The organism is Sporolactobacillus sp. CQH2019 (genome assembly GCF_028765345.1).
In the GTDB taxonomy this organism is placed as follows: domain Bacteria; phylum Bacillota; class Bacilli; order Bacillales; family Sporolactobacillaceae; genus Sporolactobacillus.
On record NZ_JARAJZ010000010.1, the window covers coordinates 89784 to 107076 of the forward strand.

The window sequence follows — 17293 nt, forward strand, 5'->3', positions numbered from 1 at the left end:
TCTACTTTCTACACCATTTAAGGTTAGTATGTATATATTCAGTATGGAATGCGTTGGAAATGTGGTCACAAAAATTCTTCCCAAACTTATCCAGACATATATACATCTTACCTGCTTGTTTTAATAGGCCTAAAAAAACAATGTGATACGTAAAATACGGATTGAAATAAGCTATGTGGGTTTCCTAAACCGTGCGTCGGCACTAATGCTGAGTGCTCTCTAATCGACAGCTTACCTGTTACTTTACTATGCACGTGGAAACGATAGTAATGATGACAAATAGTGGTTTAAAGGGCAAATAAAGCAGTTCTGCCACTCTATTTATGTCTAGTAATTTTGAGCAAGAACGAACAAAAAAGTACGAATTTTGGTCCGCTTTTTGGGCCGCTTCCATAGATGCCACCCCATAATGAATAGCAGACAGTTTATTGCATGAGGTATAGATTGCATTTATACTAATTAAAAGCTATAGAATTTTATAAGTAAATGTCAATACATAGGAGGAGGCCGCCAAATGAAAAAGCCTATGAAAGTGAGGCCGTGGCATTTTTGGCTGGTTGCCGCGTTTTTTCTGTTTCTATATGGGATGGGCATTTATGATTTTATTATGATTCACAGCGGCAGTGCGGAAGAATATATACTTGATAAATTTGAACCGCCAGCTGTTGCCTATTTCGCGAACTACCCGATTCTGCCGCTTTTCTTTTGGGCGGCTAACCTCGCGGCGGGTGCTGCTGCTCCGCTATTCCTGTTGCTGCGTCAAAGGATTGCGGTATGGCTTGCCCTTGTTTCAGCGATATCGGATCTGGTTTTGATGTTCATAACGTTTACCTTTATGAATCGCTGGAACGCAATCGGTGTGGGAAATTCCGCCTTTGATATTGGAATAGCAATTCTGACATTTGCAGAGTTCGCTTATTGCAAATGGTATTTCAGACGAAAAACATAAAAAATATTCATCCTGCGTGACGATTAATTGAAAGAGGTGGATCAGAGTTCATCAACTTCTTTCATTTTTATTTGGTCGGTTGGCGAGTGATGGTTCGGATGTTTTTCGGATTTTTAAAGGGTTGGCTGTACAAGCCGGATGTCGGCATGAACATGAGATGACAGTGGGGATATTATCGATATCTGAATTCATGAAGGATGAGAACAAATGAATGGTCAAATGTATCAGATTTGCTGTATTACTGCAGCAGTAAAAAAAGCATTAAAAGAGAAATCCGTACTATCATATACTCCGCTTAAATATGAAAATAGGGTTGAATTTCAGTTTCTGCCGGAAAAGAAACTGTTCAGTACGAAGAAATACAAAGCAGAAGATGCATCGGCATGGTATAAATATTGCTTAAAAAAAGGGCTCCGGGATATTAAATTTCTTGCTCCCGTTGCCGTTCAGGACCGCAATCTTCTTGGTTTTTCAAATACAACACAAAGCTCTATAGTATGTTTTTACAGAGGAAGCAAAGTGACTTATTTTACTGCAAACTGGGAATTTGATTCCGCCCAAAAGGCATGGAATATTCTTTATACGGAACAAGAATGGAATAAAGCTCCTAAGGGAAAACCGCATTTTGAAAATAATAGCGACAGTTTCAAAAGTGTTTTAACCGAAATAAAGGAATTTGCTCAAAGGATTGATTGTGACAGTTTTGCCGAAGTGTTTCAAAAGGCTCTCGACATTTTGTTAGGTTCGACTGATTATACTGACATCAAATATAATAGGCCCCTTCCGGGAATCCCAAAACAAAATCTACATCTTTTTGAGGCGGCCAGTACTGCCGATGTTTTTGGCGCAATGGGTTCCTGGAACGACAGTCCGCCATATATGGCATATAAAAAAGGGATGGATAAAGAGTACGATTCTTTATCCGCTGAATTGCTCAAACAAGTCAGACTCGCAATGTTATATGCAATTAATGAATGGTAATTTTCTTACCATCAATTTTTGAAAATAAATTCAGACGACTTATCTAAGCTCTATATCTGGCGTATATTTGCAATGATATCACAAACCGCTTAGCTTCTTGAAATGCAGCGCAAAAAAGATATGTTTAAAATTCTGTTATGCCAAATAAAATTTCTGAACTTAAAGTAATAGTAATTCCCGTAGCTGTGGGCACCTGTAAAAGAGCGGCGATTGACTGACGTGTCGGCGCAACGCAATGAACTCAAGAGAAAAATCTGGATTTCATCTGTGAGAGGAGACACCCGGATGGCAGCAAAACAAGAAATACACGGTTTTGCCGTGCGCTGGCTTGAAAAGTATCGCACGAAACGGTAACGGAAGAAGATGTTTCAAAAGGCTTTGCCGAAGAGTGCTTTTCTCTTGGTTTTGAAATGGACGGCGGTAATTCTTTCATGGAAGCATTCCCGGATACAGGGGCATTTCAGGATTATCGGTCTCTGGATCAAATCATCGATCAAGTGCAGACCTTTTGACCTCTGCCATTTTTTCAAAATGGCGGTATATTACTCATTGGTCGTATGGTGACAGCCTGCTTTCGCCGGAGAACAGGCCCTGGTTCATCATTGCGTTCGCACGTTTGGCATGGCTGGCCGGAACAATCGGCTTGTTTCAAGAGGCCGGGTCTTATCATCAGAATTCAGTATAAGTGTGTTGGATATAAGGACATTAAATTAAAGAGCCGCTCCGTTGCTTGGCATTGGGACGGTCCTTTTCTTACTGAGATATGAAGGCTGAAAACTATCAAGTAAAATTTGGTATTCAAGAGGATGAACTCGCTTATTTCTTCAAATTGTGATACACTAACAAAATGTAATTTAGTTAAAAAGGCGGGCATAGAATGACACGGCGTGAAAGAGTTTTAGCATATCTGGAAAAGCGCGCACTGAGTATGGCTCAAAGTGTTACAACTAGCGAAATATCCGAGGCTATCGGTGTGCTTCGCCCGAATGTCAGCAGGGAATTAAATCGGCTTGTCAGAGAGGAAAGAATAAAGAAGACAAATGGCCGGCCGGTTCGTTATTTTGTGAATAATGCAGCCGGGAAACGTAAAAACAGGATACAGCAGAAACCCAACGTCGGGTTTGCAGGGGATGCTCGTATCGCTGATCAAAGCATTAATGAGAAATATACTGCAAATAAGGACGAAGTGGATGTTTTTAAGAACATGATCGGCAGTCGCGGCAGCCTGAAGAATCAAGTCGAACAGGCTAAAGCAGCTTTGCTTTATCCGCCGCACGGACTGAATACGCTGATTATTGGGCCGACAGGATCCGGTAAAACGTATTTCGCTAATAAAATGTATCATTTTGCTCTGGATAGGGAGATCATTTCCAAAAAGGGATTTACTATATTCAATTGTGCGGATTATGCACACAATCCGCAGTTATTGATGTCGCATCTGTTTGGCTATGTCAAGGGGGCTTTTACCGGCGCCAACGAGGATAAAGGCGGCCTGATTCAGGAAGCCGACGGCGGAATACTTTTTCTTGATGAAGTACATCGCCTGCCTCCTGAAGGGCAGGAAATGATTTTTTATTTTATGGATCATGGAACGTACAGCCGTTTAGGCGAAACTGCCAAAGTTCATCATGCGGACGTCAGACTTGTTTACGCAACGACTGAAGATCCGGAAAGTTCATTGCTGCAGACTTTTGTCCGCCGTATCCCGATCATCATTCAACTGCCGGGCTTTAACCAAAGAAGTGCACGTGAAAAGCTGCAATTATTAGAACAATTATTAACGCTTGAAGCTAATCGTATTCATAAAAATATTCGTTTAAGTGAGGATGTCGTTCAGGCATTGCTGGGGAGTGTAACCTACGGTAATGTCGGGCAGTTGAAGTCTAATATTCAATTAGTGTGTGCTCAAGGTTTCTTAAATAGCATGCATGATAAGGATGAAATTACCCTGCTTTTCAGCCAGCTGCCGCCTAATATCAAAGACGGGCTTTCCAACCTGGCTAATAATCGGCAGGAACTGGGGAATCTGAGCCGTCTGCTTGAACCGACGATGGTGATCAAGCCCGATGCCAAGCGCGGCCTGCCCGACATCGACAGTTATGAACTGCCTTATAATCTGTATGAAATCATCGGTGATAAAGCTGCGCTGCTGAAAGACGAAGGACTGGATCAGGCAGCGATCAATAACTTCATTATGACCGATATCAATCTGCATTTAAAATCTTTTTATCGTCAGGGAAAGTTGGAAAAAACAATCAGCAGTCTGAATGAGATCGTTGATCAGGAAATTATTGACTTAACAGAGCAGATCCAGCGGCTGCTTCAGGAAAAAGAGAATTATCCGGTCAGGGATAATTTCATTTATGCGATGAGCTTGCACATTAGCTCTTTTATTAAACGGGTCCAGTCAGGGAAACCGTTGCGCAATATTTCGGCTGATTTGATTTCAATGGTCCATGATTATCCGACCGGACTCAAAATTGCCGAGCGAGTGAAAGACTTGATCGAGGATCATTATCGATTTCCTATTCCTGAGTCTGAAGTTTATTACATGGCGATCCTTTTGGTCTCTTTAAAATCAGAATCTAAAACTGGAAAAGTTGGAATCGTTGTGGCAGCCCACGGTAACAGTACCGCATCCTCCATGGTGCAGGTTGTCTCGCAACTGCTGTCTGTCGATAATATTGCCGCATATGATATGCCGCTTGAAATGAGTCCTAAAGTCGCATTGGACGGCATTGCGTCACAAGTTAAAAATATCGATCAGGGCAACGGCGTTTTACTCTTGGTCGATATGGGATCTCTCAGTACATTCAGCAGTAAACTGAGAGAGAAAACGAATATCCCTGTCAAAACGATTGATATGGTGACTACGGCGATGGTGCTGGAAGCAGCCCGCAAAACAGCATTGATCGATAGTGACCTTGAAACAGTGCATCGGGAATTGCGTGAATTTGACGGCTATTCACGAACGATCGGCAAAGTCCGGAAGAAGAAGAATCCTGTTCAGAAAATATCGGATCAGAGAGCGAAGGCTATTATTGCGATTTGTTCGACTGGTGAGGGAACAGCGAGGAGAATTAAGGATCTGTTAGATAAGATATTAGTCGATAATCTGATCGATGATATCACCGTGATCACGGTTTCAGTCGTAAATATGAAAGAGCAAATTGCTAAGATTCAGGAAAATTATCAAATCGTGGCCACAACCGGTGTTGTGAAACCCAAAGTTTCAGCTCCGTTTGTTTCATTAGAGAATCTGCTGCAGGGCGGCGGCGAGAGTTTTGTCAGTCTGATTGAAGAAATAAACAACAATCATACGGCACGTGAAACAGAGACTCTGGAACATTCGGAGTTGTTAACGGAAGAAATGAGTCGGAAATATTTGGGACAGTACTTTACATTCATTAACCCCGCAAAAATTGTAAGGATATTGTGGAATTATTGCGATTTTATTCAGCAGCGCAGTCAGTCCAGAATGTCAAATGCTTTCAGAATTAGTTTGATCATGCATATGGCAGGGGCGCTTGAGCGTTATCTGACCCGCTCGGAAATGAGCGTCGATGAGCAGAGGCTGTCCAGAGTCAGAACGGAAAAACTATTTCCTATCGTTAAACAGGCGAATGAGTTTCTGAATGAAACACTTAATATCAATCTTTCAGATACAGAAACGTATTATATCGTCGAATTATTTAACACAGAAAAAGAGAAAACGACACACAAAACAATTGACACACTATGAAAGTGTGTCAATTGTTTTTTTATCAGCGGAGAAAACCGGTTGTACCAGCTCTTTTATATGACACACAAAAATGGCACGTAATTTGCTTAGGGTAAAGTGTGGTTGTTCTCTGAGACGTTTGTGCCCTTCGTAATTTGAAACCCGAATCATGAAAGCGTTATGGCGTACTCAGGGTGATGTACTTAGATGACTTACTTGGCGAAGGTGGAGGGTGATAGTGGCTGTTTTGGCAGCACTGGAAATGATGGTGAATGGTTATGACGATGGATGTTCGTTTATTACGTATTGACAGCCGCCTGCTGCATGGACAGGTTACGACTAACTGGGCTAAAACTCTCCATGTGAATCGGATCTTGGTTGTGTCGGATCGTGTGGCGCGCGATCTGATCCGCAAGACATTGATTGTGCAAGCCGCACCTCTTGGAATCAGGGCAAATGTCATCACGGTGGAGAAAATGATAAGACTCTATCATGATCCGCGTTTTGACGTTTTGAAACCTATGATTCTGGTTGAGGATCCGGTTGATGCAAAATCTGTTGTCGAAGGCGGCATAAAGATTGATTCTATCAATATTGGTGCCATTAGTTTTGACAATACACGGGTAATGGTTACCGATACGATAGCTGTTAATGCAGCCGATGTGGAAGCTTTCAAGTGGTTTCATGACCGCGGTATCAGGCTTGATGTCCGCAAGGTTTCCAATGATAGTTCTAAAAATCTTTGGAAATCGCTTTCCGAAAAAGGCTTGGTGTAAATCAAACAATTTTTAGATTTTCTGCATGCTTTGCTGCGTTCTTCCCTGACCATGAAAGGTGGTGAGAAGCGTTTCGGCGCGGCAAATCGGTCCGGTATGTTGTTTCAATTTTTTAAAGTGATAACAGAACTGGATGCTTTAGTTCATGTACTAAAGCAAAAATATTGATATAGGAGGTATTAAACAATGGTTGGTATTATCCTAGCAAGCCACGGCGGTTTTGCTGAAGGCATTTTCCAATCCGGCTCAATGATTTTTGGAGAGCAGGAGAATGTCAAAGCTGTTACTTTAATGCCAAACGAGGGTCCTAATGACGTTAAGGCAAAGATGAAAGAAGCCATTGCCTCTTTCGACGATCAGGAAGAAGTCCTGTTTTTAGTCGATCTTTGGGGCGGTACACCTTTCAACCAAGCCAACAGCTTGTTTGAAGAGCACAAAGACAAATGGGCAATCGTTGCTGGCATGAACTTACCGATGTTGATCGAAGCATATGCTTCACGTTCATCAATGAACACAGCGCGTGAAATTGCTGCGCATATTCTTGGCACAGCTAAAGATGGGGTCAAAATAAGACCTGAAGAATTGGAGCCGGCCAAGGCAACCGCTGCAGCCGCTGCTCAACAATCAAAGAAAGGCGCTCCCGGTAAATTTAAATACGTGTTAGCACGTATCGACTCTCGTTTACTTCATGGACAAGTAGCGACCGCCTGGACCAAAACGACACAGCCTACACGTATCATCGTTGTATCTGATGCAGTGGCCAAGGATGACCTTCGTAAAAAATTGATCCAGCAGGCCGCTCCGCCAGGCGTTAAAGCACATGTTGTTCCCGTTGAGCAAATGATCAGACTTGCGAAAGATGATCAGCACTTCGGCGGCCAGCGCGCGCTGCTCCTTTTTGAAAATCCGCAGGATGCACTTCAGGCGGTTGAAGGCGGCGTTCCATTGAAGACAATCAACGTTGGTTCTATGGCGCACTCAGTTGGTAAAGTTCAGCCGAACAAGGTACTGGCCTTTGACCAGAATGATATTGATACGTTTGCTAAGTTAAAAGAAGCCGGTGTGGACTTTGATGTACGTAAGGTTCCAGCCGATTCGAAAGCCGACATGGATGAAATCATCAAGAGAGCCCAGGATGAGTTAAATAAAATAAGACACTCTTAAGTATCAGGAGAAAAGGAGGATTACCAATTATGGATTTGAATGTTATTCAAATAATATTAGTCGCTATCATAGCATTTCTTGCCGGTATGGAAGGAATCCTGGATGAATTTCAATTCCACCAGCCGATCGTCGCCTGTACGTTAATCGGCTTAGTTACAGGAAACCTGGTCCCCTGCCTTATCTTAGGCGGTACGCTTCAAATGATTGCGCTGGGCTGGGCAAATATCGGTGCCGCTGTAGCGCCTGATGCCGCATTGGCTTCAGTTGCATCTGCAATTATTTTAGTTCTCAGCGGGCAAGGCAGTGCCGGTGTATCTTCTGCGATTGCGATTGCCATTCCGCTTGCCGTTGCCGGTTTATTATTAACCATCATCGCCCGTACGATTGCGACCGCATTTGTACACTTTATGGATGCTGCGGCTAATGAAGGAAACTTCAGGAAAGTTGAATTATGGCACATCATCGCTATCTGCATGCAAGGGGTACGTATTGCCATCCCGGCTGCATTAATTTTAGCCGTTGGTGCCGGCCCTGTTAAGGCTTTACTGGCGTCTATGCCGACATGGCTGACAGCCGGATTGGCCATCGGCGGCGGCATGGTCGTAGCTGTTGGTTATGCAATGGTTATTAACATGATGGCGACAAGAGAAGTATGGCCATTCTTCGCGATTGGTTTTGTATTAGCGACGATTTCACAAATCACACTTATCGGCCTTGGTGCTATCGGTGTTGGCCTTGCCCTTATCTATTTAGCGCTTTCCAAACGGGGCGGCGGTTCAGGTAATGGCGGAAACTCAAACACTGGTGATCCGCTAGGCGATATTATTGATAATTACTGAGAAGGAGGGGGACAAAATGGCAGAAAAACTGAAACTATCAAAGAAAGATCGTCTGTCTGTTTGCTGGCGTTCAACATTCATTCAGGGTTCCTGGAACTATGAACGGATGCAAAACGGTGGCTGGGTATACTCACTGATTCCCGCAATCAAAAAATTGTATAAATCTAAAGAAGATCGTTCGGCCGCGCTGAAACGTCACCTGGAATTCTTTAATACGCACCCTTATCTGGCGTCGCCTGTCCTTGGTGTTACTTTAGCGCTTGAAGAAGACCGCGCCAATGGTGCGCCGGTTGACGACGTAACCATTCAAGGGGTTAAGGTCGGTATGATGGGGCCTTTTGCAGGTATCGGCGATCCGGTCTTCTGGTTCACGGTCAGACCTATCCTGGGTGCGCTGGGGGCTTCTCTGGCGATGACCGGCAACATACTCGGACCGATTATTTTCTTCTTAGGATGGAATATCATTCGTATGGCCTTCATGTGGTATACACAGGAATTCGGCTACAAAGCCGGTACGAGAATTACTGAAGATTTATCCGGAGGATTGCTTCAGGATATTACTAAAGGTGCATCAATCCTTGGTATGTTCATCCTTGGTGCATTGGTCAACCGCTGGGTAGCTGTAAAATTCACGCCGGTTGTCTCTCAAGTGAAGCTTTCTAAGGGTGCCTATATTGATTGGAACAGTTTACCTGCCGGAGCGCAGGGAATTAAAACTGCGCTGGAACAGCAAGCCTCCGGTCTTTCGCTGGACGCGACGAAAATAACGACTTTGCAGAACAACTTGGATAGCTTAATTCCCGGCTTAGCTGGACTGGCATTAACATTTCTCTGCATGTGGCTGCTTAAGAAGAAAGTTTCTCCAATCATTATGATTCTTGGGTTGTTCGTGGTCGGTATCGTCTTCCACTTAATCAACTTAATGTAATTGTGTGTAATTTAGTATACATGTCACAGCTAATTGATTTATTCTAATCTACTTGATCGCTCGGGAATACCCGGGCGATATTGCTTAATTATAGGAAAAAAAGTATGATAAATAAATATGACTAAAAGGAATGGAGCAAAGAAAATGGTTCAATCCATTAATACCAAAGTCGATTTTGTAACCGATGCGACCTCTTTTATGGGACTGACTGATTATGGTAAAATCATGATTGGCGATAAAGGATTTGAGTTTTATAATGACCGGGATACTCGAAAATACATCCAGATCCCCTGGGATGAACTCGATTATGTCGTTGCTTCAGTTATGTTCAGGGGCAAGTGGATTCCCCGCTATGCAATACGAACGAAGAAAAATGGAACCTACTCTTTTTCTTCTAAACATCCGAAAAAAGTTTTGCGTGCAATCCGTAAATATGTTAATCCGGAACGGATGGTTAAATCGCTGACGTTCTTCCAAGTCCTCAAGCGCGGCCTGAAATTCAAGCTTGGCCGAAAAAGAAGTAATTAATGTCCTGCAGCGGACATTTGCGAAGACTATCCATTACCGTCAGCCGAAAATTTTTCTTACAGAAAGCTTTAAAAACTCATGGCTGTTGTCGTGAATGATTTCTTTCTAAGTAAATAAATGAGTGTTTTCAGCCAAGTTCGCATCAAAATCGGATAGTATAGATCAAGTAAATTTTAAGGAAATATTGTTTTTTAGAGATTATGAACACCATGCTTGTCATTTGTTTTAAAATTACTTTGAAGGTCAGGAAGAGAGTGTATGTTTGGAATTGTTGAGGTAAAAGAAAGGCACAATATTCAATATTATTTTGCGGACGTCATGATTGTGAGCAATCGTTTTCTATTGATCAATTCTTTGGACCAGGACTTAAAACCTTTTAAAGAACAAATAAATTTATTAAAGATAATGGATAGCATTCGAGTGTCGTTTGTTGATCAAATAAAAACTTTAGCATTTACTTTACAGGAAATTCAATATTTATTCACGGATTCAGGCGAGGCACTGGCGACTTACATTGAAAAGGAGATCAAAAGAATAAAAAGAGAGGCTCTGTCTTAGTTCCATTGTCTGGGAGATTGATGCTTTGTGTGGAGAAATTAAAAAAAAGGGGAAAACTGAGGCTTTGTGAATTAAGTGTTCAAAAAGCGGCGGAAAAATGATAGAAATCCCAATAATTATTTCCGGCATTGAAAAAATGATGATTTGCTTTTAACTTTATCCTAAAACAGAAAAACGTTCTGAATTACTTTTTCTGCCGGAAACACTCTGTGTGCACATTGAATGTTCACGTTTACTTACAAGAAAATAAAAATTTTTTATCTATCGCCGGCCATCATTGCATCTTATGCTGGATACTTTGCCTCTCTCAGGAGTCCAAATTCCTTCGATCTCAGTGCCCCAGGCGGTCTCAGCAGCTTTTTCATAGGCTGCGCGAGGCATATTATTTGAGGAATCAACGCTCAATATTTTACCGTTTCCGTTTGCCTCAATATCAAATAAACGTGGATTAACAATAACGTTTGCAGTTCCCTTTTTACATTTATATGAACTTCAGAAACTTGCATGGTTAAGTTCAGCTTATCTGATTCCTGAGTTATTGCTGGAGCTGATGACAATGGAGATAATGAACATATTAAAGAGAAGGAGTTTGCTGCACAATCCAGTAAACATTCTATCCTTCTTACTTCCCGTTTTATTACATACCCCGTGCCCCGTATTCGTACGTATGGAAACGTCGGATTTCAGCTGTTTCAATTTTTTTCGTAAAAGCGATACATGGTTTTCTACTCTTATGATAAGCTCCCTGCCCTTAGCGTTGAATATTTATCATCAAGATCCGTTGAGTATAATAGAATAATGAGCCATATCGCGCTGGAGCAATAAACCCAATCGAAGATTTTCAATTCACTCATATTTTGATAAAATGATCATGTTCGATGGGGATATCTCCGGTGGACTGCAGACTTGTGCGGCCCGTGTGTGAAACTATTTTCAAAATCGCGGCAATACTAATATGGTTCGACAGAGTCGATAAAGAGGAATGATCCCTGTACCCATTTTGGCATAACGATACCACAGTACAAAGAGGAGTTCCATTTGGAGGCAAAATCAAAACTCATCCTCATAAAGCTTTTACACACGGCAATATGGCTGTTTTATGTTTTTATCATACTATATACTCTCTATGCGGCAATCATCGATAGAATTGATTCCTATTTTTTAATTGCCGTTTGCTTGGTCCTGATTGAGGGCGTAATTTTACTTATAAATGGCTGGCGCTGTCCCCTCACCCGGATCGGAGAACAGTATAGTAAAGACATTTCGGCCGGCTTTGATATTTTTCTTCCCCGATGGTTGGCGAAGCACAACAAAACAATCTTTACGATCATATTCTCTGCCAGCATAATCCTTGCTGTATATAGAATTTTGACTTGATGTTTATGATTTGCTTTTTTCTGTTTTCGTTTAGGGGCAATTCTTTTGTACTGCAAAGGATGCGGCAGGGAACAGTTCTTTTGTCGCACCTATTCCGTAAGGTGCAAAGCATGTTTAAAAAATGCGGGCCAATCTATTCAACAATCAGGCTGTTCTATGGAGTAACGAAAAAATCCGATTTTCCGCATTAAATTAAGAAAATCGGATTTTTATTTGGGAATTTGCTTTAATGTTGTAAATTTCTTATTTGTTGATTCTGTGAGCTTATTCAGCAAACTGTTTCAGCTCGCTTATTATTTGCTTATCCAAGGAAACCCTATCAATCGGAGTGTATTTTTAATGCCTACACCCCTCCATTTTAATTATAACATGTAAAAAATCAAAATGGCAGACTGTTTGTTCTTATTTGTCAATGCTATAATGCAATAGCCCGCTGAAGTATGGTTGCGGGGGCGTTATGGAATTCAAAAAAGGATTGCCGGGGAGGTAGCCATATGGGTTCCTATGTATTTGGCTTTCAGGACATTGACAAAACGAAACGGATGGTTGTCGGGGGGAAAGGCGCGAATCTGGGGGAGCTTGCCAAAATTGAAGGGATAAGCGTGCCGGACGGCTTTTGTATTTCTACGGAAGCCTTTAAAAGAATCATTGGAGAAACGGCAGCGCTTGACGGGTTACTCGGACAGCTATCGTTTCTCAAGGCGGCAGACCGGGATAAAATCGCTGAACTTAGCGGTGAGATACGCAGAGCTATCGAAGAGGCGGCTATCCCTGAAGACATGGCGGAAGAGATCACCCGTTTCCTCACCGGACTGGGTGAAAAAGAAGCCTATGCCGTACGATCCAGTGCAACGGCAGAAGATTTAGCGGCGGCCTCCTTTGCCGGTCAGCAGGATACGTATTTGAACGTTATCGGCAGGGCGGCCGTTCTCAGGCATATCCGCAAGTGCTGGGCCTCCCTGTTTACCGAAAGGGCAGTCACTTACCGTCTGCAAAACGGCTTCGACTCTCGTAAAATCCGCTTGTCTGTGGTTGTTCAGAAGATGGTTTTCCCGCAGGCGGCAGGAATTTTGTTTACAGCCGACCCCGTCACGTTCAACAGAAAGGTCTTGTCCATTGATGCCGGTTTCGGACTGGGTGAGGCCCTGGTCTCCGGTCTCGTGAATGCCGATCTCTATAAAGTGCGCAACGGCCAGGTGATCGCTAAGAAGACAGCCGCCAAGAAGCTGGCTGTTTATGCTCGAAAGGACGGCGGCACAAAAGCACAGGAGGTTGAACCCAGGCGGCAGAACAGGCAAGTGCTGACAGATGAACGGATTTTGCGGCTTGAGCGCCTGGGCAGAAGGATCGAGGCGCATTTCGGCCGCCCCCAGGACATCGAATGGTGTTTGGCTGATGATACATTTTATATTGTCCAGAGCCGGCCAATTACTACTTTGTACCCCACACCTGAAGCGCATGATCAGGAGAATCACGTGTATGTATCTGTGGGTCACCAACAAATGATGACCGACGCCATGAAACCATTGGGATTGTCTTTTTTCCTGTTGACGACCCGTGCACCCATGCATAAAGCCGGCGGCAGGTTGTTTGTTGATGTGACACATATGCTTGCTTCGCCGGACAGCAGAGAGATTTTATTAAATACCATGGGACAACACGATCCGCTTATGAAAGACGCACTCACGGTCCTGATAGAGCGGGGAGATTTTATAAAAATATTGCCGGATGATAGAAAAGAATTGAATTCGGATAAAAACAATAAAGGCATGCTGTCTCCGGATTTTCGAGCACAGATTGAAAACAATCCGGCTATCGTTTCTGATCTGGTTAAGCGCAGTCAAACATCAATCGCAGAGTTAAAACAAAACATCCGGACGAAATCGGGCCCGGATTTATTTGATTTTATTCTGGAAGATATTCAGGAGTTAAGAAGGATTTTATTTGACCCGCAGAGTTCGCGTGTGTTTATGGCTGCTATGGATGCTTCATTATGGATCAATGAAAAAATGAATAAGTGGCTGGGCGAAAAAAATGCGGCAGACACGCTTTCCCAGTCTGTGCCGAATAATATTACCTCGGAAATGGGTCTGGCGCTGTTAGATGTCGCCGATGTGATTCGTCCTTATCCGGAAGTCATTGATTATTTACGCCATGTAAAAGGTGATAACTTTTTGGATGAACTGGATAAGTTTGACGGTGGACGGGAAACCCGGGATGCCATCCATGCTTATCTCAACAAATACGGGATGCGATGCAGCGGGGAAATCGATATGACGAAACCTCGCTGGAGCGAAAAGCCTGCCGCACTGGTTCCGATGATTCTCAGTGATATCAAAAATTTTGAACCGAAGGCCGGTCGTCGGAAGTTTGAGCAAGGGCGGCGCGCTGCTTTGCAAAAAGAACAAGCGTTACTCGATCGATTGAAGCAATTGCCGGATGGTGAGCGAAAAGCCGAGGAAACAAAACGAATGATCGATCTGATCCGGAATTTCATCGGTTATCGCGAATATCCAAAATACGGCATGGTCCACCGCTACTTCATTTACAAGCAGGCCTTGCTGAAAGAAGCCGAACAGCTTGTACAAGCAGGCGTTATTCGTGAAAAGGAAGATATTTACTATCTCACTTTTTCAGAACTTCGCGAAGTCGTCTGCACAAATCAACTGGATGATCAAATCATCGGCCAACGAAAAGACGAGTACACATTATATGAAAAACTGACGCCGCCACGTGTGATCACATCCGACGGTGAGGTCATTGCCGGTGCGTACAAACGGGAAAATCTCCCAACCGATGCGATTGCGGGTCTGCCTGTTTCTGCCGGAGTGATCGAGGGACGGGCACGTGTCATCTTAAATATGGAAGATGCCGATCTGGAGGATGGCGATATATTGGTCACGTCTTTTACCGACCCGAGCTGGACGCCGCTGTTTGTATCCATAAAGGGTCTGGTCACCGAAGTCGGCGGGCTGATGACCCATGGAGCAGTCATTGCACGTGAGTACGGCTTACCGGCGGTTGTCGGGGTAGAAAATGCGACCAAATTGATCAATGACGGACAGAGAATCCGGGTCAATGGAACGGAAGGCTATGTAGAAGTTTTATAATAAGGAAGATGCTTCCATTTTACCTGAGAGTTAAATAGAAAGATTAAGAAGGCGGCCCGATCAGGGTAGCTTTCTTAGAAGGAGAACATTTTTTGCATGGGGAGATGCAGAATGCGCAAGATCAAAAAGAAGGAGACAGTCAACCACATAAAAATTTGCCTGGGCGAATGAGCAGAGCTATAAAATTCGATAAGACATAGACAGAAGCGACATTGTGATCCGCTTATGTTTTATATAATGGGTATCCCCTCAACTCATGTATCCAGTCAGGCTGCGGCGTGAAAGCGCCGTCTGTTCCTCTGAACTTTCATGCGAACGTTTTGGAGCGATACTTTGCCAAAACAGGGCGAATAGCGGCCATATTGGGGCGATAGTCCGCTGCTTTAGGGCGATTCATTCTTTTTTCAGGGCGATACACTCCTGGCAGGGCGATACTTTGCCGGAACAGGGCGAATGGCGATCATATTGGGGCGATAGTCCGCTGCTTTAGGGTGATTCATTCTTTTTTCGGGGCGATAAACTCTTGACGGGGCGATACTTTGCCGGAACAGGGCGAATGGCGGCCATATTGGGGCGATAGTCCGCTGCTTTAGGGTGATTCATTCTTTTTTCAGGGCGATAAACTCCTGACGGGGCGATACTCCTTCGGAACAGGGCGAATGGCGACCATATTGGGGCAGTAGTCCGCTGCTTTAGGGCGATAAACTTATAACAGGGCGATACTCCGCCGGAACAGGGCGAATAGCGGCCATATTGGGGCGATAGTCCGCTGCTTTAGGGCGATTCATTCTTTTTTCAGGGCGATAAACTCCTGAGGGGGCGATACTCCGCCGGAACAGGGCGAATAGCGGCCATATTGGGGCGATAGTCCGCTGCTTTAGAGCGATTCATTCTTTTTTCAGGGCGATAAACTTATAACAGGGCGATACTCCGCCGGAACAGGGCGAATGGCGACCATCTTAGGGCGATAGTCCGTTGCTTTAGGGCGATACATTCTTTTTTCGGGGCGATAAACTCCTGACAGGGCGATACTGCCGGCGGCCCGGCTGTATGGATTGGATTTCAGTTTCCTATCGGCCGTCGACGGTGTTTAATCGATCATCAGCAGGTACACCCGATTTATCAGCCAGGACAGAAATTTATCGACTATCGCAGAAGTTTAGTAATCGCGGAAACGTTCCGCCTTTCAAGAGATAGTTTCAGGAAGAGTCGATTAATAATTGACGGCAGGCACAGCAGGACACTCATATTTTATATTAAATGAAGGAGGGGCTGCCCGACAGCAGAACGATACTTTCGGATCAGCCCCTGTAAGAAGTTTATTTTTTTAATAGCTATCCATTAATCTACAAATTTGCTCAGAACATTGACAAACAGTTCCGGTTCCTCTCTAAAAAGAGCATGTCCGCATTTGGGGAAAGCAAAGGTCTCGGCACTATTAATGGATTCCTTCAGAAATTGACTGTTATCCGCATTATAGAGGCAGCTCTCTGCCCCATAGGTGATCAATGTCGGCACCGTTATTTTCGGAAGCACATCCCTATAATCCTTGGAAGTCATGGATATCCACATCCGTACCATGACATTGGGAGAATTTTTATAGGCCTCCTCTAAACACCAGGTATAGTCTTCCTGATCCCTGACGCCCGACTTTGCAAAAATGGCCCGAATAAAACCGTCTGAAAAGGCATGCCAATTTTCATTCATGGCTACCAAAACATTAAAATTATCTTCCGTGCTGTATTTTCCATACAAACCTTTCGTCCATTTATCGTCTGTAATCAACTTAGGCGACATATCGATAAAAACAATCTTATCCAGCTTATTACAGTCAAATTGTTTAATATAGTCAAAAATAATATGCGTTCCCATTGACCAGCCGACAAGTGTAACATTATTTAAATTAAGATAGTCTAAAAGGTTTTTTAGATCCTGAGAATATCTGTCAATTGTGTAGCCGTCGTCAGGAACTTCAGATCGTCCATGACCTCTTAAATCATACGTAATGATCCTGTACTTTTTCTTTAGTTCCGGCGTAACTTTGTTAAAGTGCTCATGATGACAGGACCAGCCATGTATTAATACGATCGGCTTTCCTGTTCCTTCATCGGTGTAGAAAATCTTGGCATTGTCATCGGTTAAAAAATAACTCATATAAAAAACCACCTTTGTCATAAATGATTGATCATGAATGTTGCATAAAAATATGGACAAACTGTTTATAAGCGAATGTTATTTCCCGGCAGAATTTATTTTACAGCCTTTACAATCTGCCCATATTGTTATTTTTTTCACAATAAAGAGCAGTATTTTCTCCTTTCCGATGATTTTGCCAACAGTCATCAGCTCATCATGTAAACGT

The 17293-nt window shown here is 43.4% G+C and carries 12 protein-coding genes; 11 read left to right on the forward strand and 1 reads right to left on the reverse strand.

Translation table 11 applies throughout. The annotated features are described in order from the left end of the window. Positions 1-514: 514 nt before the first annotated feature. From OYT88_RS14540 to ppsA, 11 genes are all read left to right on the forward strand, one after another. A complete protein-coding gene (locus OYT88_RS14540; RefSeq protein ID WP_274401049.1) occupies positions 515-949 on the forward strand; it encodes a hypothetical protein in 435 nt (144 codons plus the stop codon). Between the two features lie 207 nt (positions 950-1156). After that, entirely contained in the window at positions 1157-1930 is a 774-nt protein-coding gene (locus OYT88_RS14545; protein ID WP_274401050.1) for a hypothetical protein, read from the forward strand. Between the two features lie 877 nt (positions 1931-2807). Then, positions 2808-5672: a sigma-54-dependent transcriptional regulator gene (locus tag OYT88_RS14550; RefSeq protein WP_274401051.1), complete on the forward strand. Its 2865-nt coding sequence runs from the start codon at positions 2808-2810 to the stop codon at positions 5670-5672. Positions 5673-5929: 257 nt separating this feature from the next. Continuing rightward, positions 5930-6427, forward strand: a complete 498-nt coding sequence (locus OYT88_RS14555; protein ID WP_274401052.1) for a PTS sugar transporter subunit IIB — start codon at positions 5930-5932, stop codon at positions 6425-6427. Positions 6428-6613: 186 nt separating this feature from the next. Continuing rightward, complete coding sequence (locus OYT88_RS14560) at positions 6614-7591, forward strand: mannose/fructose/sorbose PTS transporter subunit IIA (protein ID WP_274401053.1); 978 nt, start codon at positions 6614-6616, stop codon at positions 7589-7591. A gap of 35 nt (positions 7592-7626) precedes the next feature. Then, the gene (locus OYT88_RS14565) at positions 7627-8430 is read left to right on the forward strand and encodes a PTS mannose/fructose/sorbose transporter subunit IIC (protein WP_274401157.1); all 804 of its coding nucleotides are present in this window, start codon (positions 7627-7629) and stop codon (positions 8428-8430) included. 16 nt (positions 8431-8446) lie between these two features. Next, positions 8447-9358, forward strand: coding sequence for a PTS system mannose/fructose/sorbose family transporter subunit IID (locus OYT88_RS14570; RefSeq protein WP_274401054.1), 912 nt, complete (start codon positions 8447-8449; stop codon positions 9356-9358). A gap of 144 nt (positions 9359-9502) precedes the next feature. After that, entirely contained in the window at positions 9503-9886 is a 384-nt protein-coding gene (locus tag OYT88_RS14575; protein ID WP_274401055.1) for a DUF956 family protein, read from the forward strand. Between the two features lie 258 nt (positions 9887-10144). Beyond that, complete coding sequence (locus OYT88_RS14580) at positions 10145-10444, forward strand: hypothetical protein (protein WP_274401056.1); 300 nt, start codon at positions 10145-10147, stop codon at positions 10442-10444. Between the two features lie 1038 nt (positions 10445-11482). Next, the gene (locus OYT88_RS14585; protein WP_274401057.1) at positions 11483-11821 is read left to right on the forward strand and encodes a hypothetical protein; all 339 of its coding nucleotides are present in this window, start codon (positions 11483-11485) and stop codon (positions 11819-11821) included. A gap of 494 nt (positions 11822-12315) precedes the next feature. Then, positions 12316-14931: a phosphoenolpyruvate synthase gene (ppsA, locus tag OYT88_RS14590; protein ID WP_274401058.1), complete on the forward strand. Its 2616-nt coding sequence runs from the start codon at positions 12316-12318 to the stop codon at positions 14929-14931. A 1341-nt stretch (positions 14932-16272) separates the two neighbouring features. On the opposite strand, the gene OYT88_RS14595 is transcribed toward ppsA, so the two are convergent. Continuing rightward, positions 16273-17085: an alpha/beta fold hydrolase gene (locus OYT88_RS14595; protein WP_274401059.1), complete on the reverse strand. Its 813-nt coding sequence runs from the start codon at positions 17083-17085 to the stop codon at positions 16273-16275. Positions 17086-17293 lie beyond the last annotated feature (208 nt).